We start from the raw sequence: 25,898 nt of genomic DNA, 5'->3' as shown, positions 1-25,898 counted from the left end.
TCCCCCATCCGGCGCCGGCCGGCCCGCGGCGATGCCGCGGACCGTGGGAGGTCGCCGGGGCCGTGCTGGACGCAGGCGCTCACTTCACCTCCGCCTGATAGCGGTCCATGAAGCCCTTCTGCGCCTCGGCCATGCGGGCGAGGTCGACCGGCTTGGCGCGGGCGTAGTCGGCGGCCGGCAGGAACTTGGCCGCGGTCTCCGGCGTCATCGCCTCGGCCCGCACCGGGCGCATGAAGGCGTTGGCCCACAGCGTCTGGCCCTTGTCGGACAGGACATAGTCCAGCACCTTGCGGCCGTTCTCCGGGTTCGGGCCGTTCTTGGCCAGCGCCATCACGTAGGGGACCGACACGGTGCCTTCCCGGGGGATGACGAAGGCGACCGGCGCCTTGTCGGTGTATTTGGCGCGGTAGGCGTTGAAGTCGTAATCGATCAGCACCGGGATCTCGCCCGACAGCACGCGGGCGTAGGAGGTCTGCTTCGGCACGATGGGCTGGTTCTTCTGGAGGTCCTTGAACCAGCCCATCGCCTTGTCGAAGCTGCCGTAATCGCCGCCCAGCGCCTGGTTGACCGCCACCGCGCCGACATAGCCGACGGCGGCGCTGGTCGGGTCGAGATAGCCGACCATGCCGGCATAGTCGGGCTTCAGCAGGTCGGCCCAGCTCTGCGGCACCGGCTTGCCGCCCAGCGCCTCGGTGTTGACGAAGAAGCCCAGCGTGCCGCTGTGGATCGCGAACCAGTTGCCGTCGGCGTCCTTCATGCCGTCGGGGATCTCGGCCCAGGCCGCCGGCTTGTAGGGGGTGACGACGCCCGCCGCCTTGGCCTGGATGCCGACCGGCCCGCCGAGATAGACGACGTCGGCCACCGGCTTGTCCTTCTCCGCGATCATCGCGGCGAGCGACTGGCCGGAGTTCTTGTTGTCGAACGGCACGGCGATGCCGAGGTCGGCCTTGATCGCCGCCAGCTGCGACGCCCAGTCGGCCCATTCCGGCGGGCAGTTGTAGCAGATGGCGGTCGGCTCCGCCGCCGCGGCGGGCGCGATGGCGGAGGCGAACAGGGTGGCGAGCGCGGCGGCGCCGAGCAGGAACGGCTTGATCATGATGACGGATGTCTCCGGTCGAGAGGCACGTTTGCGGGGTTGGCTGGGTGGATGTCGGGCGGCGCGGGTCCGAGCGATTCGCCCGGGCGCAGGGTGAAGGGCAGCATGACGGCGTGTCCCTGCGGCTCGCGGGCGATGGCGGCGCGCAGGCGGTTGAAGGCGGTGCGGCCCATGGCGCGGGCCGGCTGCACCAGCGTGGCGAGGCTGGGCGACATCAGCGTGCCGACCTCGATCCCGTCGAAGCCGCAGACCGACATGTCCCGCGGCACCGACAGGCCGAGGTCGCGCACCGCCCGGATGGTGGCGAGCGCCAGCAGGTCGTTGGAGGCGAACAGCGCGGTCGGCCGCTCCGCCCCGTCGAGATGGGGGGCGAGTCGGTGGGCCAGCCGCAGATCGTTGAAATCGACCTCCACCACCGGGCCGGGGGCGAGGCCGGCGTCGGCCAGCGCCGCCAGCCAGCCGGCGTGGCGCCGGCGCGAGCGGTCGGAATGGCGGAACTGGCCGGCGACCATGCCGATGCGGCGATGGCCCAGCGCCGCCATCCGCTCGACCACCGCCCGCGCCGCCGCGACGTTGTCGACCGACACATGCGCGCGCGTCGCCCGTTCCGGCTGGTTGTAGGCCAGGACATAGGGCAGGCGGACCTCGTCCAGCGTGTCGAGCGCCCCGCTGCGGTCGGCGTCGGCGACGGTCAGCACCAGCCCTTCCACCCGGTTGGCCAGCAGGCTCTCGATCGCCCGCGCCTCGCGTCCGGGGTCGTATTCGGTGGAGGTGATGAGGACGCTGTAGCCGGCCTCGGCCGCCGCGTCCTGGACGCCGGCGACGCTCTCGGCGAAGACCGGGTTGGACAGCGACGGGATCAGCACGCCGACGGTGCGGGTGCGCGCCGCCTTCAGGCTGCGGCTGATGGTGCTGGGGCGGAAGGCCAGGGCGGTCGCCGCGGCGCGGACCTTCTCGGTCGTCTCCGGCGTGGCGCGGCCGCTGCCGTTCAGGACCCGCGACACCGTGGCGATCGACACGCCGGCCTCGGCCGCCACGTCGCGGATCGTCGTCACTTTCGTCGCTGTCCGCACCATGCCCCCGACCGTCTCCGCTGCGCCGGCGCTTCCGGCGGACGCAGAGTGGCGGCGGTGCGTTGCAATCGCGTGACGTCAGGAAAACGGTTTCATGAAGAATGGAAACGTTTCCATCGGCGTCATCGGGGCGTCAGGCCGGTTCGTCGGCGAAGATCGCCTTCAGGTCGATCCGCGTCTCCGGCTTGGTGTCGAGATCGAGTTGCCGTTCGACCGCGTCGAGATGGGCGATCATCAGCGCCGCCGCCTCGCCCGGCGCGTTGCCGGCCAGCGCGGCGATCAGGCGGCGGTGATCCTCGGCCGAACAGGTGTGCGACGACTGGCGTTCGAAGGCGGCGATGGCGAGGCCGGAGCGGTCGATCAGGTCGGCGAGGATGCCGGCCAGCGTGGCGTTGCCGGCGAACTCGGCCAGCAGCAGGTGGAACTGGCCGGACAGCCGGATCATCGCCTTGCGGTCGGCGGCCTGCTCCGCCGCGTCCTCCAGCGTCTCATGGTCGCGCAGCCGCGCCAGCATCTCGGCCGGCAGCGGGCGCGGCATTCCCTCCAGCCGCTCCATGATCGACCGCTCGATCACCCGTCGGGCCTCGAACACCTCGCGCGCCTCGCGCGCCGTCGGCTTGGCGACGAAGGCGCCGCGGTTGGGGATCAGCGTCACCACCCGCCGCTGCGCCAGCAGCAGCAGGACCTTGCGCACCCGCTCGCGGCTGACGCCGAAGATCTCGGCGAGGCTTTCCTCGGTCAGCTTGGTGCCCGGCGGCAGGCGGCGGTCGGCGATCGCCTCGCCGATGCTGCGGACGATGCGGGTTTCGGCGCTGCTGCGGCTGCGGGGGGCGCGGCGGGCGGGCTTGGCGGGTGCGGCGATGGTCATCGGGGGCGGTGTCGGGGGTTGAAGGATCGGGGGCGGGTTGGTCAATCGATACCGAAGATTGTGCACAAACCACGCCAGCCTGGGAACCGCAATCGGCGCCGGGGGCCCCGGTCGCATCCGCTTGCCCTGTTGCACAAGAAGGCGGCAATCCGCCGATTTGCCGGTCAACTGCCGCATTCGTGTACGGCAGACCGACCCAAAACCGCCGCGATTCCGCTGGCACGCGGTGTGCAGACTGGCAAACCGGTCACAACGGACCAGCCAGATTGTGCACAATGTGGGAGAGGGCGATGACTGCGGGATCGACCGTCGAGCTGGTGAAGCTGCGCAAGGCCTACGGCACGACCGTGGCGGTGGACGGCATCGACCTGCGCATCGCCGCCGGCTCCTACTGCTGCCTGCTCGGGCCGAGCGGCTGCGGCAAGACCTCCACCCTGCGGATGATCGCCGGGCATGAGGACATCACCGACGGCGACCTGCTGATCGGCGACAGCGTGGTGAACGACGATCCACCGGCCAAGCGCGGCACCGCCATGATGTTCCAGAGCTACGCCCTGTTCCCCCACCTGGACTGCACCGACAACGTCGCCTTCAGCCTGAAGATGAAGGGCGTCGCCAAGGACGAGCGGCGGCGCCGGGCCCAGGCGATGCTGGAGCTGGTCGACATGGGCAAATACGCCGCCCGGCTGCCGGCGCAACTGTCGGGCGGGCAGCAGCAGCGGGTGGCGCTGGCCCGCGCGCTGATCACCCAGCCGGGCGTGCTGCTGCTGGACGAACCGCTGTCGGCGCTCGACCCGTTCCTGCGGGTGCGGATGCGGGAGGAGCTGAAGCGGCTGCACCGCGACATCGGCATCACCTTCATCCACGTCACCCACAGCCAGACCGAGGCGATGGCGCTGGCCGACCTCGCCGTGGTGATGAACCAGGGCCGCATCGAGCAGGCCGGTCCGCCGCGCGAGCTGTTCAACCGGCCGCGCACCGCCTTCGTCGCCCGCTTCATCGGCGGCCACAACGTCATCGACGGCAGCGTGATCGGCGGCAACGGCGATTGTGCCGTGCGCACCGACCGCATCCTGCTGGGCGATGCCGAGCTTCCCACCGAGATCCAGGTGGAGGGCACGGTGCGGGCGCTGGAGTATCACGGCGCCTCCGTCCATCTCAGCCTCGACGTCGCCGGCGCCGACGAGTTCGCCGTCGTGCTCGACGAGGCCCGCTATTTCGACGCGCCCGTCGCCGTCGGCGACCGCGTGCGCGCCGGCTGGAGCCAGCGGGACATCCATCCGCTGGCGTCCTGACCCCTTTCCCAAAAACGCGCTTCAAAAAACAACCCGACGAACAGACTGGAGGCTCACCGATGACCGACACCCGTTCCGGCTCGAACCCGTCCCATGGCGTCAGCCGCCGCACCCTGCTGAAGGGCACCGCCGCCGTGGCCGGCGCCGCCGTCGGCTCCGGTGCGATCACCGGCTTCCCGACCATCTGGGCGCAGAACATCAAGAACGTCACGCTGCGCCAGTTCGGCACCGGCGTGTCGAACCTGAACGCCGTCGCCGACAAGGTGAAGGAGGATCTGGGCTTCACGCTGCAGATGACCGCGCTCGATTCCGACGCGGTGACCCAGCGCGCGGTGACCCAGCCCAAGTCCTACGACATCGCCGACATCGAATACTGGATCGGCAAGAAGATCTTCCCGGCCGGCGTCATGCAGCCGATGGACGTGAGCAAGATCAAGAACTTCGACAAGATCGTCCCGATCTTCGTCAACGGCAAGCTGACGCCGGACAGCGCCATCGCCCAGGGCACCGCCCCCCACACCGTGGGCTTCGTCGAGGGCAAGGACAGCCTCAAGTTCGCCAAGGCGCCGACCCAGTGGATGACGCTGATCCCGACCATCTACAACGCCGACACGCTGGGCATCCGCCCCGATCTGGTCGGCCGGCCGATCTCCAGCTGGAAGGACCTGCTCGACCCCGCCTTCAAGGGCAAGGCGTCGCTGCTGAACATCCCGTCGATCGGCATCATGGACGCCGCCATGGTCTGCGAGGCGATGGGCGAGGTCAAGTACGGCGACAAGGGCAACATGACCAAGGAGGAGATCGACAAGACCCTCAAGATCATGACCGACGCCAAGAAGTCCGGCCAGTTCCGCGCCTTCTGGAAGACCTTCGACGAGAGCGTCAACCTGATGTCGTCGGGCGAGGTCATCATCCAGTCGATGTGGTCGCCGGCCGTCGCCGCCGTGCGGGCCAAGGGCATCCCGTGCGTCTACCAGCCGCTGAAGGAAGGCTACCGCGCCTGGGGCGGCGGCCTCGGCATCGCCAAGCATCTGAGCGGGCTGGAGCTGGACGCCGCCTATGAATACATCAACTGGTACCTGTCGGGCTGGGTCGGCGCCTATCTGAACCGCCAGGGCTATTACTCGGCGGTGCTCGACACCGCCAAGCAGCACATGACGCCGGACGAATGGGCGTTCTGGATGGAAGGCAAGCCGGCCAAGACCGACATCCTCAGCCCCGAAGGCAAGGTGATGGAAAAGGCCGGCGCGGTGCGCGACGGCGGCTCCTTCGAAGAGCGGATGGGCCGCGTCGCCTGCTGGAACGCGGTGATGGACGAGGACCGCTACATGGTCCGCAAGTGGAACGAGTTCATCGCGGCTTAATCGAAGCTCCCTCTCCCGTCCCGGGAGAGGGAAGGGGCCCATGCGAAGCATGGGAAGGGTGAGGGGTGAGGCAAGGATCAGAAATCCATGCTCGGATCACCCCTCACCCTCCCCACTTCGTGGGTCCCCTCCCTCTCCCGGGGCGGGAGAGGGCAATGATCGCCTCTTTCTTAACAAGCAGGACCACGCCGATGACCCTGACCGCCGAAACGCCCCGACCGTCCGCCACGGCCGCCGCCGGCCGGGCGAGGCGTGTCCGCCTGCTGCCGCTGGTCGCCCCCTATCTCCAGGCGGCGCCGCTGACCGTCGCGCTGCTGCTGTTCCTGCTGGTCCCGATCCTGACCATCGTCGCGGTCAGCTTCTGGGATTACGACAGCGTGCGCCTCTACCCGGACTTCGTGCTGACCAACTATGTCGAGCTGCTGACCTCGCCGGTCACCTGGAAGACCTACCTGAACACGCTGAAGTTCGCGGCGCTGACCTGGGCGATCACGCTGGGGATCGGCTTCACCGTGGCCTATTTCCTGGCCTTCCACGTGCGGTCGACCACCTGGCAGATGGTGCTGTTCCTGGTCTGCACCATCCCGTTCTGGACCTCCAACATCATCCGCATGATCTCGTGGATTCCGTTCCTCGGGCGCAACGGCCTGCTGAACTCCGGGCTGATCTCGGCCGGAATCATCGACCAGCCGCTGGAGTTCCTGCTGTTCTCCGACTTTGCGGTGGTGCTGGCCTTCGTCCACCTCTACGCGCTGTTCATGGTGGTGCCGATCTTCAATTCGATGATGCGCATCGACCGGGCGCTGGTCGAGGCGGCGCGCGACGGCGGCGCCAGCGCGGCGCAGATCATCACGAACGTCATCCTGCCGCTGTCCAAGCCGGGCATCGCCATCGGCTCCATCTTCGTCGTCACGCTGGTGATGGGCGACTTCATCACCGTGCGGCTGATGAGCGGCGGGCAGAGCGCCTCGATCGGCCTGATGATCGCCAACGAGATCTCGCTGCTGCAATACCCGGCCGCCGCCGCCAACGCCGTGGTGCTGCTGGCCGTCGTCCTGATCATGGTGGTGGCGATGCTGCGCGTCGTCGACATCCGCAAGGAGCTGTAGGCCATGAACACCACCCGCCGCGGCCTGTCCTTCTACCTGCTGGCCGCCTTCTTCGCGCTGTTCGTGCTGTTCCTCTACGGCCCGACCGCCACCATCCTGGTGCTGTCCTTCCAGGGGCCGGAGGGTGGGCTGACCTTCCCGATGAACGGCGTCTCGCTGCACTGGTTCCACAACCTGTTCGAACAGCAGGCGGTGGGCGACTTCGGCGGCTCCTTCCGCCGCTCGATCGCGCTCGGGCTGATGGTGATGGTGCTGACGGTGCTGTTCTCGGTGCTGGCCGGCTTCGCCTTCCGCCGCCGCTTCACCGGCAGCGGCGCGCTGTTCTATCTCGCCGTTGCGAGTTTGATCGTGCCGTCGATCCTGGTCAGCCTGGGCATCGGCTTGCTGTTCAACATCCTCGGGCTGGAGCCGACCTGGTACGGCTCGGCGCTCGGCGCCCATCTGACCTGGACGCTGCCCTTCGGCCTGCTGATCGTCTTCGCCATCTTCAACCGCTTCAACCCGGCCTACGAGGAGGCGGCGCGCGACCTCGGCGCCAGCCCGTGGCAGACGGTGCGGCATGTCGTGCTGCCGATCCTGCTGCCCAGCCTGATCGGCGTCGGCCTGTTCGGCTTCACCCTGTCCTACGACGAGTTTGCGCGGACGCTGATGACCGCCGGCTCCTTCAACACGCTGCCGCTGGAGATCTACGGCATGACCACCAACGTCACGACGCCGGTGCTCTACGCGCTGGGGTCGCTGACGACGGTGTTTTCCTTCACGGTGATCGGGCTGTTCCTGCTCGGCCTGATCGCGTTGCGTCGTCACCGCCTGCGCCGCGCCGCCGCGGCGGGCTGAGGAAGTCCAAACCATGCGCATCCTGGTCGTCAACCCCAACACCACCGCGTCGATGACGGCACGGATCGGCGCCGCCGCGCGCACCGTCGCCGCTCCCGGCAGCGAGATCGTCGCCGTCAACCCGCCGTCCGGCCCGGCCAGCATCGAGGGCTATTATGACGAGGCGCTGGCCGTCCCCGGCCTGCTGGCCGAGATCGAACGGCACGAGCGCGACGGCACCATCGCCGGCACGGTGATCGCCTGCTTCGACGATGTCGGGCTGGACGCCGCGCGCAGCGTCGCCACCGCCCCGGTGATCGGCATCTGCGAGGCGGCGATGCAGACCGCCAGCCTGCTCGGCGGCCGCTTCGCCGTGGTGACGACGCTCGCCCGCTCGGTCCCGGCGCTGGAGCGGCTGGCGCAGCGCTACGGCATGGCCGGCCGCTGCCGGATCCACGCCGCCGGGGTGCCGGTGCTGGCGCTGGAGGATCCGGCCTCCGGCGCCGTCGACCGCGTGCGGGCCGGCATCCGCCGCGCGATCGAGGAGGATGGCGCCGAAAGCATCGTCTTGGGCTGCGCCGGCATGGCCGACCTCGCGCGGTCGCTGACCGCCGAGATGGGCGTCCCGGTGGTCGACGGCGTCACCGCCGCGGTGAAGCTGGTGGAATCGCTGGCGGCGCTCGGCCTGCGCACCGGCAAGACCGGCGGCTACGCCGCCCCGCTGCCGAAGGCGCGCTGACGGCGCGGGCGACCGCCGATGCCGTGCCGGCTGAGGGATTTCAGGTGGACAGGCCAGCCGACTATAGGAATAATTGCTTATAGCCGTCGCTGAACGCCTGCCAGGACGTCGCCATGCCCACGGTCGCCGCCCGCCGATCCTGCCCCGCTCGCCACCGCCCCGCCGTCATGGTGCCGCCGCGCCGGGTCGCGCGGATGCAACAATGGAACATCGCGCCAAAACTGTTTCACTCTGTTCCATGGGTTCCACCGACCCCGGCTCCAGCATCTCCGGGGCGCCTCCCCGGTCAGCGGCCGGCCGGGGCGTAGCCGATGGGGGCCGGGGCGAGGGCGAGGATGCGCTGGTACAGCCGCTCCGCCTCGTCCTTGGGCTTGATGCCGAACAGCGGGTTGTCGTTCTCCTGGAAGGCGGCGTCGATGGCGGCCCAGTCCTCGGCGGTCAGCAGCCGTTCGGCCAGGGGCAGCAGCTGTTCCTCCTCGGTCTGGAGATGGGCGTATTCGAAGGTGGCGTAGCTTTCGGCGGTGGCGAAGAACGCCTCGCGGGCGCCGGGGTCGCCGGCCTCGTAGCAGACCAGCTGGCGCTTCAGCGTCTCGATCATCGGGTAGCCCAGCGCGTGCTCGCGTTCCAGCTTGCCGATCAGGGCGTCGGCCTCGGCCGAGCGGCGGCGCACGGCGGCGAACAGGAACTTGTCCTCCTTCGGGTGGTGCCAGCGGTCCGGGTAGGAGACGATGTAGTCGAGGATGGCGTGCAGCAGCACGAAGTCGGGCGGCGCCCCGTCCTTGACCGCGCGGATCTGGAAACGCAGGGCGTGGAGCACCGCGGCGATGGCGAAATGCTCGTCCTTGATGATGCGGATGGCGTCCATGGCATCGGGATCCGGTGTGGGGGCAGGGGGTCAGCGCAGGGCGCGGGAGTGTTCGCTCAGTTGGTGGTAGGCGCGGTTGAAATAGACCAGCCCGGCGGCCGCGCCCTCCGCGGTGCCGTTGATCCGCACCTCCACCACCTCGCAATAGAGGACGCTGTGGGTGCCGACGCTGTGGATGTCGCTGATGCGGCAGTCGAAATTCACCAGCGATCCGGCCAGCGCCGGGCTGCCGGTGCGCAGCGGCGACCAGTCGGCCCGCGCGAAGCGCTCCTCCGCGGTCAGGTTGCGGTCGGAGAACACCTCCGACAGGACCTGTTGCCCGGCGCTCAGCGGGTTGACGCACAGCACCCGGTTGGCGGCGAAGGCGTCATGGACGCGCGACGACTGGTTCAGGCAGACCAGCAGGGTCGGCGGCTGGTCGGTCACGCTGCACACCGCCGTGGCGGTGAAGCCGGCCAACCCGCCGGGGCCGTCGGTGGTCACCACATTCACCGCGCCGGTCAGCATCGCCATGCCGTTGCGGAAGCCAGAGACGTCAACCATGGGGGGATCCTTCCGGGCTCAGAGGTCGAGGACGAGCGTCGCGCTCTTCGCGCGCGAGCAGCACAGCAGGATCTGGTCGTTGTCGGCCTTCTCCTCGTCGGTCAGATAGACGTCGCGGTGGTCGGGGGTGCCGTCCAGCACATTGCACAGGCAGGTGCCGCAGACGCCCTGTTCGCAGGACATCTTCACCTTGATGCCGACGCCGGCCAGCGCCTCGACGATGGTCTGGCCGGCGGCGACCTGGACGGTCTTGCCGCTGCGCTTGGCGACCACCTCGAAGGCGGTGCCACCGGTGTCGGTGATCGCCTGGAAATACTCGCGGTGGATCCGCCCGGCGGGGACGCCGAGCCGCTCCGCCCCGGCGATCACCCACTCCATGAAGCCGGTCGGGCCGCAGACATAGACGTGGGTTCCGGCGACGGCGCTGCCGAACAGCGCGTCGAGGTCGAGCCGCTGGCCGGCCGGGCCGTCGTCGGTGTGGAGCGCCACGCGGTCGCGGAACGGCGCCTCGGCCAGCTCGTCGAGGAAGGCGCAGGCGTCGCGGCTGCGCACGCAGTAATGCAGGGCGAAGCTGCGGCCCTGGTGGTGCAGGGCGTGGGCCATGGCGATCATCGGGGTGATGCCGATGCCGCCGCCGATCAGGATGGAGTGGGCGGCGTCCCCGGCCAGCGGGAACAGGTTGCGCGGCGCGCCGGCGATGACCTCCGTCCCCTCCCGCAGCCGGTCGTGAACGGCGACGGAGCCGCCGCGCGAGTTGGGATCGCGCAGGATGCCGAGCCGGTAGACCCGGCGGTCGGCCGGGTCGCCGCACAGCGAATATTGCCGCACCAGATCGGCGCCCAGATGCAGGTCGATGTGGGCGCCGGCCTCGAACGCCGGCAGGTCGCCGCCGTCCCGCCGCGCGAGGTCGAGCACGGCGACGCCGTTGCCCTGCTCGCGCCGCCGGACGACCATCAGTGTCAAGCTTTCCTCGGACATGCCCACGCTGCCTTCTGCCTCGGTTGGTCCCGCCGTCCCTGGTCGGGTCAGCGCATGAAGATGCCGCCGTTGATGTCCCAGGCGGCGCCGGTGGCGAAGCCGGCGTCGGGCGAGGCCATCTGCACGACGACGTCGGCGACGAAGCCGGGGTTGCCCAGCGTCTTCACCGGGATCATGCCGATCAGGGTGTTCAGCCGGTCCGGCGGCACCGCGGCGCGCACCGACGGCAGATCCATCGGACCGGGGGCGACCGCGTTGACGGTGACGCCCGCCGCCGCCAGCTCGCGGGCGAAGATCTTGGTCAGCGTCAGGATCCCGGCCTTGGAGGAGGCGTAGTGCGCGCCCGACGCCGTGCCGCCATTCTGCCCGGCGAGCGACGCCACATTGATGATCCGGCCATAGCCCGCCGCCGCCAGATGGGCGCCGAACACCTGGCAGCCGAGGAAGGTGCCGCGCAGGTTGACCTGGAGGACGGTGTCGAACTCCTCCGGGGTGATCTGCATGACCGGGGTCATCGGCGTCATCGCCGCGTTGTTGACCACGACGTGCAGGCCGCCCCAGCGGGTTGTGACGGCGTCCAGCGCGGCTTGGAAATCCGCCTTGCGGGTGACGTCGAGCGCCAGCGCCATCACCGTCCCGCCGGTCGGGTCGAGCTGCCCGGCGGTCTCGGCCGCCGACGCCTCGGTGATGTCGGTGACGGCCACGCGGTAGCCCGCCGCGTGCAGGCGTTGGGCGATGACGGCGCCCAACCCCTGTGCGGCGCCGGTGACGAGAGCGACCTGCTTCATCGGAAGGGCTCCTTACAGAATGTAGCCGATGCAGTGCAGCGCGTCGGTCGAGTTGATCAGCCGGACGATCTTGGCGATCAGCTTGAAGCCGCCTTCGCCGCTGCCGTCGCGCGCCAGCGTGTAGGTGACGTCGGCGGTGTAGTCGCGCAGGGTTTCCTTGCGGAACTCGCGCAGGAACTGCGCGGCGCGCACGGTGACGGTCTGCCCGTCGTCGGCCAGGATGTGGAAGCGCGACAGGCTGCGGACGGTGCGCGACACCGGCTGGGTGGAGACGGAATCGCCGCCGACCAGTCGGGCGACCCGCTTGACCCGCATCGCGTGGTCGTCGTGGGCGTAGTTGAGCCGGTCGGCGAAGTCGGTGGCGTCGGGGTCGATCGGCACGATGTACAGACCGTCCTCGCGCCACTGGGCGAGCCAGTTGTCGTAGTCGCAATGGTCCAGCAGGTCGGCCTCCCGCCACAGGAAGGCGCTGACCTCGGCAAGCAGTTGGGTGTTCATGATCGGGGGTGTCTCCGGAGGTCAGGCGGTGGTGACGGACGGCACGGCGGCGCTGGACGGCACGGCGGTGGTCGCGCACATCAGCTTTTTCCATTGCTGGTAGGCGGCGCGCATGCCGGTTTCGGCGCTGACGTCGCTGACCCGGCCGTCGGGGGTGACGCGCTCGCCGGGCAGGCCGCGGTTCAGCAGGATCCACAGGTCGGTGCCGGCGTGGGCGCCCTTCTGCACCCGCTCCCAGGCTTCCGAGTCATCGGGGGTGCCGAAGCCGAGCGGGCCCTGGAAATGTTCGTGCAGGCGCAGGCGGGCGCGGTTGCCGGCGGCGGGGCCGCCGTCCATGGTGATGACGGCGTGGTGGATCTCGGTCTCGTCGACCGACACCGGGCGCAGCACGCGGAAGAAAGCCATCGAGCAGGCGATGTTGGGGAACAGGTTCAGGTTGAAGCCCGAACCGCCGACCGCGCGCACGATGCGGCGCACCTGATCCTCGGGGTAGTCGGCGCGCAGCTCCTCGGCCAGCTCCTCGAAGCGGGCGGGGATGGGGGCGTCGAGGTTGGCCTCCAGATCGATCAGGTCGGGGATCATCACCATGACGCTGTGGCCGTTGCCGAGATCCTCGACGAAGCCGGGGCCGTTGACGAAGTCCAGCATCTGTTCGGTCTGCTTGTCGACCGTCGACAGGAACGACTTGTGGATGACCGGGAAGTGATAGCCGTCGGTCGTGTTCTCCAACTGGATCTTCCAGTTGCCGGGAAAGCGGAAGCGATGCTCGCCGGCGACCTTGATCGGGAAGCCGCCGCCCTGCTTCATGAACAGGTCCATCCATTTCTTCGCCGGGCCGAGCCAATCGGCCAGCGGCTCCTGGTCCTGCTTGAAGGTGGCGAAGACCATCCCGGCATATTCCTCGACGCGCAGGCTCTTCAGCGGGAATTCGCCCTTGTCGAGGCACTGGCCGTAGCTCTCGGGGTGCGGCACGCCGCGCAGCGAGCCGTCGAGGCCGTAGCTCCAGCCGTGATAGGGGCAGACGAAGCTGTTGGTCCGGCCCTTCTTCTCCTCGCACACGGTGGCGGCGCGGTGGCGGCAGCGGTTCAGCAGGACGTGGATCTTCTGCTTGCGGTCGCGCACCACCACCACCGGCTGGCGGCCGACATAGGTGGATTTGAAGTCGCCCGGCTCCTTCACCTCGCTGGCATGGGCGACCCAGACCCAGCAGTTGTTGAAGATGCGGTCCATCTCCTCATCGAAGATGGCGGGGTCGGTGTAGAGCGAGGTGTGGACCCGGTCGGCCCGCACCAGATCGGACAGGTCGCGGGCGCCGGGGGCTTGCGAAGCGGTGGTCATGGGGCTGGTCTTTCTGTCGTTCGGGGGGCGGCCGGGGGACGCCTATTCGGGCACCGGAACCGGATCGGGGCGGTTCCAGGCATCGACGGGGCGGCTGAACAGGTTCTCGGTGCGGAAATGGCTCATCCGCCACGCCCCGTCCGCGGCGCGGAAATCGACCGTCAGCCGGGCGGCGTTCAGATGCGACGCCCCGGCCGCGAAGGTGGAGGTCTGCAGCATGATCCAACACCCCGTCGCGAAGACCGGCGAGGCGGGCTGGATCAGCTCCGAGGTCAGGAAATGGACGTTCAGCGCGAAGTGCGACGGCTCGACCATGTATCGGGCGAACATCGCCCGCAGCGCCGGACGGCCGACGATGCGTCCGAAGGTCCGGCGGTATTTGTCGCCGATGCCCTCCCAGACGGCGTCCTCGGTGAACAGGCCGGCCAGCTCGTCGAGCGGCGTCGCCGGGCTCAGCGCGTCGCACAGCGCCATGTAGCGGTTCATGCAGGCGCGGATCGCCGCCTCCGCCTCCAGGCGGGACAGGCGGGCCCTCAGGTCGGCGATGTCGGCAGGGGTGTCGGTCATGGTCGGCGTCCGTCGGCGGCGGTTGTGTCGGGGGTTATTGCTGCGGGATCACCAGCTCGCGGCCGACACGGGCCTCGACACGGCAGTATTTCCACAGCTTGTAGGTGCCGTCGCCGACCGGGGTGGCGCGGAACAGGTTGCAGGCGGCGGTCACCGTCTCGATGTCGGGCACGTCGGCCAGCACGTAGGTCGTCCAGGGCCAGTTGGTCGACGGGCCGACCATGATCTGGTCGTCGTCCATGTTGCCCAGCACCCGCACGCCGGGCAGGGCGCCGATGCCGTTCATCATGCTGGAAAAGGCGGCCCAGACCTGCTTGGCCTCCTCGGCGGTGGCGTCGAAGAAGTTCTGGTTGACGCCGATGCAGAACAGGGTGCGCAGGGGCTTCTTGTCGGTCATCGTGGACACTCCGGTGAGAGGGGGTCAGAGGTAGCCGGGTTGCGGCGACAGGCCGAACAGCATGGCCCCGGCGTTCTGGTAGGTGACGTCGCCCATGAAGGCGTGCTGGGTGATCATCTGCGCGTCGCGCACCTGGCGGGCGAGCGGACTGCTTTCATAGACGCCGGTCATGCCGGTCAGCATCTGGGCCCGGCGCGTCACCTCGGCCGACACGCGGGTCGCGTGGGTGGAGGACAGGCGCAGCAGGCTGACCTGATGCGGCGCCGGCTCGCCGCCGGACAGCAGGACCTGCCAGACGGTGTCGATCGCCTCGTAGAACCACGAGCGGGCGGAGCGCAGGTCGGCCTCGGCCTTGGCGATGTCCAGCTGCGCGGCGACACGGTCGCCCAGCTTGGGGGCGCCGGTGACGGACTGGCGCCCGCCCATCGTCTCGACCTCGTCCAGCGCGGCCCGCGCAATGCCCAGCCCGACCACGCTCAGCACCTGGGCGGCGAAGGCCAGCGTCGGGTAGCGGTAGAGCGGCTCGTCCAGCGCCGACTTGCCGCCGCGCACGAAGGTCCAGGACTCGGGGACGATGACATCCTCGACGACCAGATCATGGCTGCCGGTGCCGAGCAGGCCGACGACGTCCCAGTTGCGTTCGACGCGGGCGGCGGCGCGCGGCATCACCGCCATCCGCGGCAGGCCGACCGTGTCGCCGTCCTTCGGCGCCACGCCGACGCCGACCACGTCGGCGCCCATGCAACCGCTGGCCCAGCTCCAGCGCCCGTTCACCTTCAACCCGCCATCGACGACCTGCGCCGGGCGCGGCGGGAAGATGCCGCCGGCGAAGACGACGTCGGGCGACCGTTCATAAAGCTGGTGCAGCGTGTCGACCGGCAGGGCCGACAGGTAGACCGCGCCGATGCCGAAGCTGGAGACCCAGCCCGCCGAGCCGTCGGCCTGGGCGATGGTTTCCACCAGCCGGCAGAACTCCGCCGGGGAGCGTTCGTCGCCACCGAAACGGCGGGCCACCAGCGCCCGGTAGACGCCGAGCGTGCGGAACCGCTCGACGATGTCCTGGGAGATGAACTGCTGCGCCTCGAATTCGGCGCGGCGGCTGCGGATCTCGGCCAGCAGGTCGCGCAGCAGGGCATCGTCGATGGGTGGTGACTGGTGCATGAGGATCTCCGTTGCGACCGGATTCATGAGGCGACCGCCGTCGCCGGAAGGGAGGCCGCCACCAGCGCCGCCACCGCGCACAGCCGCTCGTCCGCGCCCTTGGCGGCGACGAGCTGCAGGCTGACCGGGGCGCCGTCGATGGCGGGCAGCGGAATGGCGATGGCCGGGTGCCCGGACAGGTTGAAGGGCCGCACCAGCGTGGTCATGCCGACCAGCCGGCTGGTGTCGGCGGCGTTGTCGATTTGCGGCGGCGGGCCGGCCATGGTCGGCAGCGCCAGGATCGGCGTCGTTTCCAGCAGGGCGTCGACCTCGGCGGTGAAGGACGTGCGCACGGCTTCGGCGGCGTCCAGCGCATCCTGGGTGGTACGCGAGGCGGCGAGCAGCCGTTGCGCCACGTCCGGACCCACCAGCCCGCCGGCAACCAGCGACCCACAGGCCGCCCAGGTTTCGGCGTTGATGACCGACAGCCCGGCGTCGTAGGCCGCCGCCATGCCGGTCAGCCGGACCGCGCGCACCGGCAGGCCGCAGGCCTCCACCGCCCGGCGCACCGCGGCGGCGATCGCCGGATCGGCGTCCACCGCGACCAGGCCGATGGTCAGGCCGGACGGGTCCGGCAGGGTGCCGAAGCCGGGGTCGATGGCGGCCATGCAGGCGACCAGACGCTCCATCGTCGCGGCGAAGGGGCCGACGCAGTCCAGCGTCGTCCGCCCCGGCAGCACGCCCTTGCGGCTGACCCGGCCGAAGCTGGGTTTCAGCCCGAAGACGCCGCAGCAGGCGGCGGGAATCCGCACCGAACCACCGGTGTCGGTGCCCAGCGCCGCGTCGGCCAGCCCGGCGGCGACGGCGGCGGCGGACCCGCTCGACGAGCCGCCCGGCACGAAGGCGGGGAAATGCGGGTTGGTCGGGGTGCCGGCCCATTGGTTGATGCCGGTGGTGCCGAAGGCCAGCTCGTGCATCGTCGTCTTGCCGACGATGCGCCAGCCCTTGGCCAGCAGGGCCGCCACGACCTCCGCATGCTCCCCGGCGGGGGCGGTGTCGGCCAGGGCTCGGCTGCCGGCGCGGGTGGGGCAGCCGGCGATGTCGATGGTGTCCTTGATCGCGACGGTCGGCATGACGTGAGCCGGCGTGACGGAGGCCGGCACGGCACCAGCCGGCCCGCGCTGTCCGCCGACGCCGGCGATGTCCAGATTTTGCACGAAGATGGTCATGGCAACCCCTTATTCCGGCCGTGCCGGACAACCATCGCAAGCGACGCGTCCAGCGATGGGCGGGCGGCGTCGGAAGCGTGTGGCGGGTGGATGAGACGCTAAAAACCTAGCGGCAAAATACGTGAATAGTCAATTGAGTTCGGCAAAATAATTTTTGCGCGAAATGCTGAAAATGAGGGCAGGGTTTTCTGCGCTGCAACACGAACGGCGCCGGGTCCAAAGCAGCGGTTTCAGACACATAGGTTCAAGCAAATCAAAGGCTTTTCCGACATCTTGCGCGCTGCAGCAAGAAAGTTGTGGAAGCTGTTCGCTGCTGCAACATCGCTTGAAACGCTCAATAGACGGGCAGGATGGCATCAAAAAATGGGCAAAAAGCCTCGAGAAATTGATTGCACCTTCAAGGAGTTCTGGCTTAATGGGCGACAAGGACGCTGCGTTACCCGGCCAGGATCGTTGCGGTTCATCCGCCATGCCGGGATGCGCAAGACCAGCCCCTCGCGGAGGTCCGATGCCCCGGTCGCCATGAAATGCCGTCGTGCTTCCCCAATCCGTGCGCAATCCCGGCGGCTGCCGCCGTTTGCCGATCCGGTGCGGGGTTTCGACTGGCTTGGGGCTTGCTTGATTTCGGCGGAACGTCGTTCGGCCTTGCTTGGGATTCCCCCTTGGAATCCCGTGACCAGCCCATTCCCACGGAGGTTGTCGTGTTTGCAAAGAATCTTGCGGTCTCGCTGCTTCTCGGCGCCTTCATGGCCGGTGGCGCCTCGACCCAGGCGCTGGCCCAGGTGAAGATCGGCGTGGTCTCCTCCTCGACCGGTCCGATCGCGCTGGTCGGCATTCCCCAGAAGAACAGCGTGCCGCTGCTGCCCACCAGCGTCGCCGGACAGACCATCCAATACATCCCCCTCGACGACGGCAGCGATCCGACGGCGACCGTGTCGGCCTTCAAGAAGCTGATCACCGAGGACAAGGTCGACGCCATCATCGGGCCGTCGGGCTCGCCCAACGCGATGGGCGTGATCCAGTTCGTCGCCGAGGCCGGCGTGCCCATGCTGGCCCCGGTCGGCACCGCCGCCGTCGTGCTGCCGATGACCGAGCAGAAGAAATGGGTGTTCAAGACCACCCAGAACGACGACCTGATCGCCGCGGCGCTGATCGACCACATGGCGAAGACCGGCATCAAGACCGTCGGCTTCATCGGCACCGCCGATCCCTACGGCGACAACTGGCTGAAGGTGTTCGGCGAGGGCGCGGCCAAGAGGAACATCAAGCTGGTCGGCAGCGAGCGGTTCCAGCGCCAGGACACCTCGCTGACCGCGCAGGGGCTGAAGATCCTGTCGGCGGCGCCGGACGCGGTGCTGATCGCGGCGCCGGGCAGCTCCTCGGTGCTGCCGCAGATAACGCTGTACGACCAGGGCTATCGCGGCAAGATCTACCAGACCCACGGCGCGGCGCTGCCCGACTTCCTGAAGCTGGGCGGCAAGAAGGTCGAGGGTACCATCCTGGCCGCCAGCCTGATGCTGGTGCTCGATCAGGTCAGCGACAGCCACCCGTCCAAGAAGGCGGCGACCGACTATGTGGCGGCCTACGAAAAGCTGAACGGCTCCAAGCCCGCCACCTTCGGCGCCAACGTCTTCGACGCCGGCCTGCTGCTGGAGCGCGCCATCCCGGTCGCGCTGAAGGGCGGCGAACCCGGGTCGCCCGCCTTCCGCTCCGCCCTGCGCGACGCGCTGGAGCAGGTGAAGGAGCTGCCGGCGACCCAGGGCGTCTACAACCTGACCGCCGCCGACCACAGCGGCTTCGACGAGCGCGGGCGCGAGCTGATCACCGTGTCCGGCGGCAAGTGGGCGCTGGTGAAGTAAGCGCCGGGCCGAACCGCCGACCCCATCCCTACCGCCGCCGGGGCATCGTTCCGACCATGACATCCTCTCACCTTTGGCGGCGGGCCACCGTGCCCGCCCCATCCCGGCCATGCCGGAGCGGCCCCGCCGCCCCCGGCGCGGCGCACGGAGACCGGGAATGAACCTTCAGATCGTCATGCTGCTGGGACAGGACGGCCTGACCAACGGCGCCATCTACGCGCTGCTGGCCCTGTCCATCCTGCTGGTCTTCACCGTGACCCGCATCCTGCTGATCCCGCAGGGCGAATTCGTGTCCTTCGCCGCGCTGACCATGGCGGCGATGCAGGGAGGAACGCCGGTGCGGCTGGGCTGGCTGCTGCTGGCACTGGCGCTGGGCGGGGTCGTGATGGACCTCTACGCGGCCTACCGGCCCGGCGGGCGGCGGCGTTTCGCGGCGCGGGCGCTGGTCATGCCGGTCTATGCGGCGGTGCTGGCCGCGGCGACGACCCTGCTGCCGCTGGACGGCATCGGCGCGGCGGCGCAGGCGGCGCTGACGGTGGCGCTGATCGTGCCGCTGGGGCTGACGCTCTACCGTGTCTTCTACCAGCCGATCGCCGGCGCCCATTCCCTGGTGCTGCTGATCGTGTCGATCGCCGTGCACGTCGTGCTGGTCGGCGTCGGGCTGCTGATGTTCGGGCCGGAGGGCGCGCGGACGGAGCCCTTTTCCGACAGCGGCCTCCAGCTCGGCAGCGTGATGCTGAACAGCCAGACGCTGTGGGTGGTCGCGGTGTCGCTGCTGCTGATCGTGGCGCTCTACCTGTTCTTCGGCAAGAGCCTGTACGGCAAGGCGTTGCGGGCGGCGGCGGTCAACCGGCTGGGGGCGGAGCTGGTCGGCATCTCGCCGGAATTGGCGGGCAAGGCCAGCTTCGCGCTCGCCGCGCTGATCGGCAGCCTGTCGGGCATCCTGATCGCGCCGATCACCACCATCTACTTCGACTCCGGCTTCATCATCAGCCTGAAGGGCTTCGTCGGCGCCATCATCGGCGGGCTGGCGAGCTACCCGCTGGCGGCGCTGGGCGCGCTGTTCATCGGGCAGGCCGAATCCTTCTCCACCTTCTGGGCCAGCAGCTACAAGGAGGTGATCGTCTTCACGCTGATCCTTCCCGTCCTGCTCTGGCGGTCGGTGTCCCACAAAGGCGCGGAGGACGAGGAATGACCATGGCCAAGCTGTCCAACACCGCGCGCATCCTCCTGGCGCTGGTTCCGGTCCTGGCGGCGCTGCCGCTGGTGCTGCCGACCTACCAGATCACGCTGGCCAACAACATCGGCATCTTCTCGCTGGCGACGCTCGGGCTGATCCTGCTGACCGGGGTCGGCGGGATGACCAGCTTCGGGCAGGCCGCCTTCGTCGGCATCGGCGCCTACACCACCGCCTATTTCGCCGTCGGCGTCGATCTGCCGCCGGTGCTGGCCTGGCTCGGCGGGTCGCCGTGGAGCGGGCTGCTGGTCGGGCTGGCGCTGACGCTGGCGGTCGCCGCGCTGCTGGGGGCGCTGACGCTGCGGCTGTCGGGCCATTACCTGCCGCTCGGCACCATCGCCTGGGGGCTGTCGCTGTCCTACCTGTTCGGCAATCTGGAGTTCTTGGGCGGCCACACCGGCCTGTCGGGCATGCCGGCGCTGTCGCTGTTCGGCATCGCCCTGGACCGCGCCGAAGGGCTGTTCTACCTGATCTGGGCGGTGCTGCTGGTCGCCGTGCTGGTGACGCTGAACCTGCTGGATTCCCGCGAGGGCCGCGCCATCCGCGCGCTGCGCGGCGGCCAGCGCATGTCGGAATCGATGGGGGTGAACAGCTTCCGTGCCAAGATGACCGCCTTTCTGGTCGCCGCGGCCTTCGCTTCGGTCGCCGGCTGGCTCTACGCCTACACCCAGCGCTTCGTCAGCCCGGCGCCCTTCAGCCTGCAGGCCGGCATCGACTTCATGTTCATGGCGCTGATCGGCGGCGTCGGCCATGTCTGGGGCGCGGTGATCGGCGCCACCGCGGTCACCGTCCTGAAGCAGGGCTTGCAGGACTGGCTGCCGCATCTGCTGGGCCGCACCGGCAATTTCGAAAGCATCGTCTTCGGCCTGCTGATCGTCGCGCTGATGCAGTGGGCGCCGGGCGGCATCGCCGGCTGGCTGGCCGGCCGCCTCGGCTCGCACCGCCGCCGGAACGCCCCGGCGGTGCCGGCCGCGGCCGACCCGCTGCCCCGCCGCACCCTGCCCAAACCGGGCGAGCTGGTGCTGGAGGTCCAGCGCGTCACCCGCAAGTTCGGCGGCCTGACGGCCAACAACAACATCAGCTTCACCGTGAAGGCCGGCGAAATCCTCGGGGTGATCGGCCCCAACGGGGCGGGCAAGAGCACGCTGTTCAACCAGCTTTCCCGCGTCGACACGCCGACCTCCGGCGAGATCCGCTTCCGCGGCCACGCAATCAACGGGCTGACCGCCCGCGACATGGCCGGCGCCGGCCTCAGCCGGACCTTCCAGCACGTGAAGCTGCTGCCGACCATGACCGTGCTGGAGAATGTCGCCATCGGCGCCCATCGGCGCGGGACCAAGGGGGTGGTGGCCGCCGCCCTGCGGCTCGACCGCGACGAGGAGGCCCGCCTGCTGGCGGAGGCCCGGCGGCAGCTGATCCGGGTGGGCTTGGGCGACCTGCTGCACGTCGAGGCGGGCAGTCTGGCGCTCGGCCAGCAGCGCATCCTGGAGATCGCCCGCGCGCTGTGTTCGGACCCCTGCCTGTTGCTGCTGGACGAGCCGGCCGCCGGGCTGCGCCATCTGGAAAAGCAGGCGCTCGCCACCCTGCTGGAAACCCTGCGGGACGAGGGCATGGCGATCCTGCTGGTCGAGCATGACATGGACTTCGTCATGGGGCTGGTCGACCGCGTCTTCGTCATGGAGTTCGGCCAGCGCATCGCCGAGGGCCTGCCCGAAACCATCCAAACCAACCCGGCCGTCCTTGAGGCCTATCTGGGAGGCGTCGAATGAGCGGGAACGCCACCATCACCGCCGGTGCCGCGCCGTTGCTGGAAGTCCGCGATCTCTGCGTGTCCTACGGCAAGATCGAGGCACTGAGCAACGCCGCCATCCGGGTGGACCAGGGCAGGATCGTCACCGTGATCGGCCCCAACGGGGCGGGCAAGACGACGCTGCTGTCGGCCATCGCCGGCATCCTGCCGTCGCGCGGGACCATCCGCTTCGCCGGGGTCGAGGAACGCTCGCCCGCCATCGCCGACATGATCGGCCGCGGGATGGGGCTGGTGCCGGAGACCCGCGCCCTGTTCGCCACCATGAGCGTCGAGGACAATCTGCGCCTGGGCGGCTTCCGCTTCCACGCCAGGCCCCGGCGCGAGCAGGATGCGGCGCTGGAGGAGATGTACGCCCTGTTCCCCCGCCTGAAGGAGCGCCGCGCCCAGACCGCCGCGACGCTGTCGGGCGGCGAGCGGCAGATGCTGGCGCTTGCCCGCGCGCTGATGGCGCGGCCGAAGCTGCTGCTGCTCGACGAGCCCAGCCTGGGGCTGGCCCCGCTGATCGTCCGCGAAGTGTTCCGCATCATCGCCGAGCTGCGGCGTGCCGGCGTGTCGATCCTGCTGGTCGAACAGAACGCCCGCGCAGCGTTGCGCGTCGCCGACTACGCCTATGTGCTGGAACTCGGCAAGGTGGCGATGGAGGGGCCGGCCTCCACGCTCGCCCACGATCCCCGGGTGGTTGCCGCCTATCTCGGCATGGGCGGCAAGCATCAGGAGATGTTGGCGTCATGACCGACCCCTCCTGGCGCATCGGCATCGCCGGTGCGGGCGCCATCGGCACCACCCTGGCGGTGCGGCTGGCGCTGAGCGGCCACGCCGTGGGGGTGCTGGCGCGCGGGGGCACGCTCGACGTCATTCGCCGGAACGGGCTGCGGCTGACCGACCTCGACGGCACCCACGAGGTCCGGGTCGAGGCCGGCGGGCCGGGGGAGCTGGGTGAACGCGACGTGGTGTTTCTCTGCGCCAAGGCCCAGGATCTGGCGCCGCTCGCCACCGCGGCCGGCGGCATGATCGGGCCGGACACCCTGGTCGTCCCCATCGTCAACGGCATCCCCTGGTGGTATTTCGAGGGGGTGGGCGGGCGCAACGGCGGCCGGACCGTCCAGGCGGTCGACCCCGACGGCCGGTTGAAGGCGCTGCTGCCGCTCGACCGGGTGATCGGCGCCGTTGCCTTCATCACGGCGGAGCGGCTGGCCCCCGGCGTGGCGCACACCGCCAACCCGCTGCGCATGATCATCGGCGAGATCACCCACGACCGCACCGCCCGCGCCGAGCGGCTGGGCGCGGCGCTGGGCCGCTGCGGCATCGCCACCCAGGTCAGCGACCGGCTGCGCGACCCGCTGTGGACCAAGGTGATCGCCAACCTCACCTCCAACCCGCTGTCGGTCGTCGCCGGGGCCACCCTGCGCGACATCTACGGCGCGGCCGAGCTGTCGCACATCGCCCGCCAACTGCTGGACGAGGCGCTGCTGACCGCCGCGGCGCACGGCGCGCGGGTCGAGCTGGATCCCGCCGCCTTCCTGGCGATGGGGGCGGGGATGGGGGCGGTGAAGACCTCCATGCTCCAGGATTTCGAAAAGGGCCTGCCGCTGGAGCTGTCGTCGATCTGCGACGCGGTGATCGAGCTGGCCGAGCTTCACAACCTGCCGATGCCGCTGACCAAGACCATCGCCAGCCTCGCCCGTTTCAAGAGCGCGCAGGCGGCCGGCCAACCAATCCAGGAGACAGGTGCCCGATGAGCATGACCGCGATGTCCGCCGCCCGCGTCACCCAGCCCGATCGGGCTCAGCTCCGTGACGGGCAGCCCGACTGGTGCAGCGACGAGGAATGGGCGCTGCGCTGCCAGCTGGCCGATTGCTACCATCTGGTCGATTACCTCGGCTGGACGGAGACCATCTTCAACCACATCTCGGCCCGCCTGCCGGGGCCGGCGCACCATTACCTCGTCAACCCCTTCGGGCTGAACTACACCGAGGTGACGCCGGCCAACCTGCTGAAGGTCGGGCTGACCGGCGAAAAGCTGGAGCCGTCGCCCTACGACGCCAACCCCGCCGGTTTCGCCCTGCACAGCGCCATCCACGAGGCGCGCGACGACATCCATTGCGTCATCCACACCCACACCACCCAGGTGTCGGCCATCGTCCAGAAGAAGGGCGCCTTCTCGCACAACGACTTCTACGGGGCGCAGCTGTTCGGCCGGGTCGGCTATCACGCCTTCGAAGGCATCACCCTGTTCGCCGACGAGAAGCCGCGCATGCTGGAAAGCCTGGGCGACAAGCACATCCTGGTGCTGCGCAACCACGGCATCGCGGTCGGCGAGGCCAGCATCGCCAAGACGGTCTTCCTGCTGTGGACGGTGCAGCGCGCGGCGGAAATCCAGTGCCTGGCCGATTCCATGCGCGGCGAGGACACCCCGCTGTCGGACGAGGTGCGGACCAGATGCGCCGACCTGACGGCGATGCTGATCCGCGACGACGGCTTCGCCGAAAAGTTCTTCAGCGCCATGGTGCGCAAGATGCGCGCGGCGCGCGGCCCCGGCTGGTGAGCCCAAGCCGTTTGGCAAACAACCGTAGGGTTGCTACAAGTGCGGTCCGGGATCGCATCGCCCGCCCTGGCCACCCTGGCGGTGGGGCGGAGGACGGTGCCCTGCTCTTGCGGACCGCACACGGACACACGCGCACCATGGCCATCGCGAAGAAGCTGCGTCGCTACATCCCCTCCAGCGAAGAGTTCCGGTACGAGGAGTTTCCCTTCTACTGGCTCGCCCGCGTCCAGGGCGTCTATCTGCAGCACATGGAAAAGGCGCTGAAGCGGGTCGGCACCGACATTCCCAGCTGGCGTGTCCTGTTCATCCTGAAGACCCACGGCAAATCGAGCATTTCGGAGATCTCGACCCACGCCATCGTCAAGCTGTCGACGATGACGCGCATCGTCTACCGCATGAAGGCGGAGGGGCTGGTCGACACCAGCACCCACGCCGAGGACGGCCGCGTGACCGAGGTGACGATCACCCCGGCCGGCCACGACATGGTCCAGCGCATCCAGGAGGCCACCGAAAAGCTGTTCACCCGCAGCTTCGAGGGATTGACCGAGACGCAAATCTCCAAGCTGAACGCCACGCTGGAGCAGATTTACACCAATCTGGCCGAGGACTGACGGCGGGGAACGCCGTCAGCTCCGGCCGTGCAGCCGTTCGGCCAGCAGGGCGAGGTGGCCGACCACCAGTTCCTGAAGGCGCAGCGCCTCGGTCAGCACCGCCTCGTCGTCGGCCTGCGCGGCGATGTCGGAGAAGCGTTCCGCCACCCGCTCCGTCACCGCCAGCGCGGCCCGCAGCGCGTCGGTGGCGCTGGAGTGGCCGGCCGGGATGGAGCCTGCCGGGCTTGGGGCGGGCGTGATGGCGGCGGATGGTGTCACCGCCCATTGCGCGGCCTCGGCGATCCGGTCGGTCAGGGCGGCGCCGTCGGCATCGCCCAGCGCCCGCAGGCGCGCCGCGAGGCCGGCCAGCTCCGCCGCCGCGGCCGACAGCAGGGCGTCGGTCACCCGTTGCAGATCCTCCACGCTGGTCACCCGCTCGGGCTGGCCGGCACCGTGACCGCGCTCCCGGCGGAAGGCGGCGCGGCGCTCGCGCCGCAGCAGGGCGGCGTGGCGCAACTCCTCCCCGGCCAGCGACTCGGCGTTGCGGCGGACCGGCTCGGCCTCGGCGTGGGCGGCGATGTAGCTGTAGAAGGCGAAGGCCCGCTGCTCGTTCAGCACGGCCAGTGACAGCGCCTGATAGGGTGACAGGCTGGTCCGGTCGGTCAGCTCGTCCCACGAGGCGGCGATGTCCGGCGGCAGGCGCCAGACGAAGCGGCTGGGGTCGGCCTCCGGCAGGCCGAGCGACGCTCCCCAGTGCCGCACGGCCACCGCGTGGCCTTCCTCTTCCAGGATCAGCGCGCGGAAGGTGGCGGCGACACCGGTTTCGCCCCGCCGGTCCATCAGGGCGGCCAACTGGGTGTAGCGGCGCACCGCCTCCTCCTCCAGCGCCAGGGCGATGCCGAGAAGCTCGTCCGCGGTGGTGACCGGGTGCAATGGTTCGTGCGTCAGCAGCGGCATGACCGATCCCCTTCCGGCGTGTTTGAGATGACCGACCCGCGTCGGGTCGTTTTTGGCAAGGTCTTTGGAGCAGAGGCTTTTTTATCGTGCACGGATAATAATCCGCTATCGACTCCACTCGGCTTGATCGAGATCAAGACGCTCCCGGCCGCGACGCGCTTTCATCCCGGCATCGACGTCAAGGTCGGATGCGGGGA

26 protein-coding genes are annotated in these 25,898 nt (G+C 69.5%); 12 read left to right on the top strand and 14 right to left on the bottom strand.

All coding sequences use genetic code 11. The features are described from left to right. Positions 1-79 precede the first annotated feature (79 nt). The 3 genes from TSO352_RS04740 to TSO352_RS04730 form a co-directional block, all read right to left on the bottom strand. Complete coding sequence (locus TSO352_RS04740) at positions 80-1,096, bottom strand: extracellular solute-binding protein (RefSeq protein WP_109106179.1); 1,017 nt, start codon at positions 1,094-1,096, stop codon at positions 80-82. After that, positions 1,093-2,151 (bottom strand): LacI family DNA-binding transcriptional regulator, encoded by a 1,059-nt coding sequence (locus TSO352_RS04735; protein ID WP_247871901.1) that lies wholly within the window; start codon positions 2,149-2,151, stop codon positions 1,093-1,095. Before TSO352_RS04735 ends, TSO352_RS04740 begins: the two co-directional genes overlap by 4 nt. Positions 2,152-2,302: 151 nt before the next feature. Next, the gene (locus TSO352_RS04730; protein WP_109106177.1) at positions 2,303-3,037 is read right to left on the bottom strand and encodes a GntR family transcriptional regulator; all 735 of its coding nucleotides are present in this window, start codon (positions 3,035-3,037) and stop codon (positions 2,303-2,305) included. A gap of 290 nt (positions 3,038-3,327) precedes the next feature. Here TSO352_RS04730 and TSO352_RS04725 point away from each other — a divergent pair, with 290 nt between their 5' ends. From TSO352_RS04725 to TSO352_RS04705, 5 genes are all read left to right on the top strand, one after another. Continuing rightward, entirely contained in the window at positions 3,328-4,332 is a 1,005-nt protein-coding gene (locus TSO352_RS04725; protein WP_109106176.1) for an ABC transporter ATP-binding protein, read from the top strand. Positions 4,333-4,391: 59 nt separating this feature from the next. Beyond that, entirely contained in the window at positions 4,392-5,696 is a 1,305-nt protein-coding gene (locus TSO352_RS04720) for a PotD/PotF family extracellular solute-binding protein (protein WP_109106175.1), read from the top strand. Positions 5,697-5,887: 191 nt separating this feature from the next. Further along, positions 5,888-6,805, top strand: coding sequence for an ABC transporter permease (locus TSO352_RS04715; protein ID WP_199231483.1), 918 nt, complete (start codon positions 5,888-5,890; stop codon positions 6,803-6,805). Positions 6,806-6,808: 3 nt separating this feature from the next. Further along, on the top strand, positions 6,809-7,642 hold the full coding sequence (locus tag TSO352_RS04710; protein WP_109106174.1) for an ABC transporter permease: 834 nt from the start codon (positions 6,809-6,811) through the stop codon (positions 7,640-7,642). Positions 7,643-7,655: 13 nt separating this feature from the next. Then, positions 7,656-8,360, top strand: a complete 705-nt coding sequence (locus TSO352_RS04705) for an aspartate/glutamate racemase family protein (RefSeq protein WP_109106173.1) — start codon at positions 7,656-7,658, stop codon at positions 8,358-8,360. A 286-nt stretch (positions 8,361-8,646) separates the two neighbouring features. Here the strand turns inward: TSO352_RS04705 and TSO352_RS04700 are convergent, their stop codons facing one another. The 10 genes from TSO352_RS04700 to TSO352_RS04655 all read right to left on the bottom strand — a co-directional run bounded on the left by TSO352_RS04700 (position 8,647) and on the right by TSO352_RS04655 (position 16,703). Beyond that, positions 8,647-9,225 carry a hemerythrin domain-containing protein gene (locus TSO352_RS04700; protein WP_109106172.1) on the bottom strand — a complete coding sequence of 193 codons (579 nt, stop codon included), beginning with the start codon at positions 9,223-9,225 and terminating at the stop codon, positions 8,647-8,649. A gap of 30 nt (positions 9,226-9,255) precedes the next feature. Then, complete coding sequence (locus tag TSO352_RS04695) at positions 9,256-9,768, bottom strand: flavin reductase (protein WP_109106171.1); 513 nt, start codon at positions 9,766-9,768, stop codon at positions 9,256-9,258. An 18-nt stretch (positions 9,769-9,786) separates the two neighbouring features. Beyond that, positions 9,787-10,746: a PDR/VanB family oxidoreductase gene (locus TSO352_RS04690; RefSeq protein WP_109106170.1), complete on the bottom strand. Its 960-nt coding sequence runs from the start codon at positions 10,744-10,746 to the stop codon at positions 9,787-9,789. 47 nt (positions 10,747-10,793) lie between these two features. Then, complete coding sequence (locus tag TSO352_RS04685) at positions 10,794-11,534, bottom strand: SDR family NAD(P)-dependent oxidoreductase (protein ID WP_109106169.1); 741 nt, start codon at positions 11,532-11,534, stop codon at positions 10,794-10,796. A gap of 12 nt (positions 11,535-11,546) precedes the next feature. Further along, positions 11,547-12,032, bottom strand: a complete 486-nt coding sequence (locus TSO352_RS04680) for an aromatic-ring-hydroxylating dioxygenase subunit beta (RefSeq protein WP_109106168.1) — start codon at positions 12,030-12,032, stop codon at positions 11,547-11,549. 21 nt (positions 12,033-12,053) lie between these two features. After that, complete coding sequence (locus tag TSO352_RS04675; protein WP_348770562.1) at positions 12,054-13,262, bottom strand: aromatic ring-hydroxylating dioxygenase subunit alpha; 1,209 nt, start codon at positions 13,260-13,262, stop codon at positions 12,054-12,056. A 150-nt stretch (positions 13,263-13,412) separates the two neighbouring features. Continuing rightward, positions 13,413-13,937, bottom strand: coding sequence for a nuclear transport factor 2 family protein (locus TSO352_RS04670; RefSeq protein WP_109106166.1), 525 nt, complete (start codon positions 13,935-13,937; stop codon positions 13,413-13,415). Positions 13,938-13,971: 34 nt separating this feature from the next. After that, complete coding sequence (locus TSO352_RS04665) at positions 13,972-14,334, bottom strand: IacB protein (protein WP_109106165.1); 363 nt, start codon at positions 14,332-14,334, stop codon at positions 13,972-13,974. 24 nt (positions 14,335-14,358) lie between these two features. Continuing rightward, entirely contained in the window at positions 14,359-15,495 is a 1,137-nt protein-coding gene (locus TSO352_RS04660; protein ID WP_199231482.1) for an acyl-CoA dehydrogenase family protein, read from the bottom strand. A 23-nt stretch (positions 15,496-15,518) separates the two neighbouring features. Continuing rightward, positions 15,519-16,703 carry an amidase gene (locus TSO352_RS04655; RefSeq protein WP_109106163.1) on the bottom strand — a complete coding sequence of 395 codons (1,185 nt, stop codon included), beginning with the start codon at positions 16,701-16,703 and terminating at the stop codon, positions 15,519-15,521. Between the two features lie 701 nt (positions 16,704-17,404). Here TSO352_RS04655 and TSO352_RS04650 point away from each other — a divergent pair. From TSO352_RS04650 to TSO352_RS04620, 7 genes are all read left to right on the top strand, one after another. After that, positions 17,405-18,562: an ABC transporter substrate-binding protein gene (locus TSO352_RS04650; RefSeq protein WP_199231481.1), complete on the top strand. Its 1,158-nt coding sequence runs from the start codon at positions 17,405-17,407 to the stop codon at positions 18,560-18,562. Positions 18,563-18,719: 157 nt separating this feature from the next. Next, complete coding sequence (locus TSO352_RS04645; protein WP_109106162.1) at positions 18,720-19,757, top strand: branched-chain amino acid ABC transporter permease; 1,038 nt, start codon at positions 18,720-18,722, stop codon at positions 19,755-19,757. Continuing rightward, positions 19,754-21,568, top strand: a complete 1,815-nt coding sequence (locus tag TSO352_RS04640) for a branched-chain amino acid ABC transporter ATP-binding protein/permease (RefSeq protein WP_109106161.1) — start codon at positions 19,754-19,756, stop codon at positions 21,566-21,568. The genes TSO352_RS04645 and TSO352_RS04640 overlap by 4 nt, the downstream gene beginning before the upstream one ends. Further along, entirely contained in the window at positions 21,565-22,341 is a 777-nt protein-coding gene (locus TSO352_RS04635) for an ABC transporter ATP-binding protein (protein ID WP_109106160.1), read from the top strand. Before TSO352_RS04640 ends, TSO352_RS04635 begins: the two co-directional genes overlap by 4 nt. Next, the gene (locus TSO352_RS04630; RefSeq protein WP_109106159.1) at positions 22,338-23,348 is read left to right on the top strand and encodes a 2-dehydropantoate 2-reductase; all 1,011 of its coding nucleotides are present in this window, start codon (positions 22,338-22,340) and stop codon (positions 23,346-23,348) included. The genes TSO352_RS04635 and TSO352_RS04630 overlap by 4 nt, the downstream gene beginning before the upstream one ends. Continuing rightward, positions 23,345-24,154, top strand: coding sequence for a class II aldolase/adducin family protein (locus TSO352_RS04625; protein WP_247871900.1), 810 nt, complete (start codon positions 23,345-23,347; stop codon positions 24,152-24,154). Before TSO352_RS04630 ends, TSO352_RS04625 begins: the two co-directional genes overlap by 4 nt. Before the next feature lie 137 nt (positions 24,155-24,291). Next, positions 24,292-24,765 carry a MarR family winged helix-turn-helix transcriptional regulator gene (locus TSO352_RS04620; protein WP_109106158.1) on the top strand — a complete coding sequence of 158 codons (474 nt, stop codon included), beginning with the start codon at positions 24,292-24,294 and terminating at the stop codon, positions 24,763-24,765. A gap of 15 nt (positions 24,766-24,780) precedes the next feature. On the opposite strand, the gene TSO352_RS04615 is transcribed toward TSO352_RS04620, so the two are convergent. Beyond that, positions 24,781-25,701 (bottom strand): ferritin family protein, encoded by a 921-nt coding sequence (locus tag TSO352_RS04615; protein WP_109106157.1) that lies wholly within the window; start codon positions 25,699-25,701, stop codon positions 24,781-24,783. Between the last annotated feature and the right edge of the window lie 197 nt (positions 25,702-25,898).

Origin of the sequence: Azospirillum sp. TSO35-2 (assembly GCF_003116095.1) — a bacterium.
In the GTDB taxonomy this organism is placed as follows: domain Bacteria; phylum Pseudomonadota; class Alphaproteobacteria; order Azospirillales; family Azospirillaceae; genus Azospirillum.
The sequence above is the reverse complement of the archived record's forward strand: the minus strand, read 5'-3'. Positions and strand labels throughout refer to the sequence as shown.

What these genes read in the sequence shown, in the direction of transcription:
- TSO352_RS04740 (WP_109106179.1), bottom strand. Translation starts at nt 1,096, where the DNA reads ATGATCAAGCCGTTCCTGCTCGGCGCCGCCGCGCTCGCCACCCTGTTC.
- TSO352_RS04730 (WP_109106177.1), bottom strand. Translation starts at nt 3,037, where the DNA reads ATGACCATCGCCGCACCCGCCAAGCCCGCCCGCCGCGCCCCCCGCAGC.
- TSO352_RS04725 (WP_109106176.1), top strand. Translation starts at nt 3,328, where the DNA reads ATGACTGCGGGATCGACCGTCGAGCTGGTGAAGCTGCGCAAGGCCTAC.
- TSO352_RS04720 (WP_109106175.1), top strand. Translation starts at nt 4,392, where the DNA reads ATGACCGACACCCGTTCCGGCTCGAACCCGTCCCATGGCGTCAGCCGC.
- TSO352_RS04715 (WP_199231483.1), top strand. Translation starts at nt 5,888, where the DNA reads ATGACCCTGACCGCCGAAACGCCCCGACCGTCCGCCACGGCCGCCGCC.
- TSO352_RS04710 (WP_109106174.1), top strand. Translation starts at nt 6,809, where the DNA reads ATGAACACCACCCGCCGCGGCCTGTCCTTCTACCTGCTGGCCGCCTTC.
- TSO352_RS04705 (WP_109106173.1), top strand. Translation starts at nt 7,656, where the DNA reads ATGCGCATCCTGGTCGTCAACCCCAACACCACCGCGTCGATGACGGCA.
- TSO352_RS04700 (WP_109106172.1), bottom strand. Translation starts at nt 9,225, where the DNA reads ATGGACGCCATCCGCATCATCAAGGACGAGCATTTCGCCATCGCCGCG.
- TSO352_RS04695 (WP_109106171.1), bottom strand. Translation starts at nt 9,768, where the DNA reads ATGGTTGACGTCTCTGGCTTCCGCAACGGCATGGCGATGCTGACCGGC.
- TSO352_RS04690 (WP_109106170.1), bottom strand. Translation starts at nt 10,746, where the DNA reads ATGTCCGAGGAAAGCTTGACACTGATGGTCGTCCGGCGGCGCGAGCAG.
- TSO352_RS04685 (WP_109106169.1), bottom strand. Translation starts at nt 11,534, where the DNA reads ATGAAGCAGGTCGCTCTCGTCACCGGCGCCGCACAGGGGTTGGGCGCC.
- TSO352_RS04680 (WP_109106168.1), bottom strand. Translation starts at nt 12,032, where the DNA reads ATGAACACCCAACTGCTTGCCGAGGTCAGCGCCTTCCTGTGGCGGGAG.
- TSO352_RS04675 (WP_348770562.1), bottom strand. Translation starts at nt 13,262, where the DNA reads ATGGACCGCATCTTCAACAACTGCTGGGTCTGGGTCGCCCATGCCAGC.
- TSO352_RS04670 (WP_109106166.1), bottom strand. Translation starts at nt 13,937, where the DNA reads ATGACCGACACCCCTGCCGACATCGCCGACCTGAGGGCCCGCCTGTCC.
- TSO352_RS04665 (WP_109106165.1), bottom strand. Translation starts at nt 14,334, where the DNA reads ATGACCGACAAGAAGCCCCTGCGCACCCTGTTCTGCATCGGCGTCAAC.
- TSO352_RS04660 (WP_199231482.1), bottom strand. Translation starts at nt 15,495, where the DNA reads ATGCACCAGTCACCACCCATCGACGATGCCCTGCTGCGCGACCTGCTG.
- TSO352_RS04655 (WP_109106163.1), bottom strand. Translation starts at nt 16,703, where the DNA reads ATGACCATCTTCGTGCAAAATCTGGACATCGCCGGCGTCGGCGGACAG.
- TSO352_RS04645 (WP_109106162.1), top strand. Translation starts at nt 18,720, where the DNA reads ATGAACCTTCAGATCGTCATGCTGCTGGGACAGGACGGCCTGACCAAC.
- TSO352_RS04640 (WP_109106161.1), top strand. Translation starts at nt 19,754, where the DNA reads ATGACCATGGCCAAGCTGTCCAACACCGCGCGCATCCTCCTGGCGCTG.
- TSO352_RS04635 (WP_109106160.1), top strand. Translation starts at nt 21,565, where the DNA reads ATGAGCGGGAACGCCACCATCACCGCCGGTGCCGCGCCGTTGCTGGAA.
- TSO352_RS04630 (WP_109106159.1), top strand. Translation starts at nt 22,338, where the DNA reads ATGACCGACCCCTCCTGGCGCATCGGCATCGCCGGTGCGGGCGCCATC.
- TSO352_RS04625 (WP_247871900.1), top strand. Translation starts at nt 23,345, where the DNA reads ATGAGCATGACCGCGATGTCCGCCGCCCGCGTCACCCAGCCCGATCGG.
- TSO352_RS04620 (WP_109106158.1), top strand. Translation starts at nt 24,292, where the DNA reads ATGGCCATCGCGAAGAAGCTGCGTCGCTACATCCCCTCCAGCGAAGAG.
- TSO352_RS04615 (WP_109106157.1), bottom strand. Translation starts at nt 25,701, where the DNA reads ATGCCGCTGCTGACGCACGAACCATTGCACCCGGTCACCACCGCGGAC.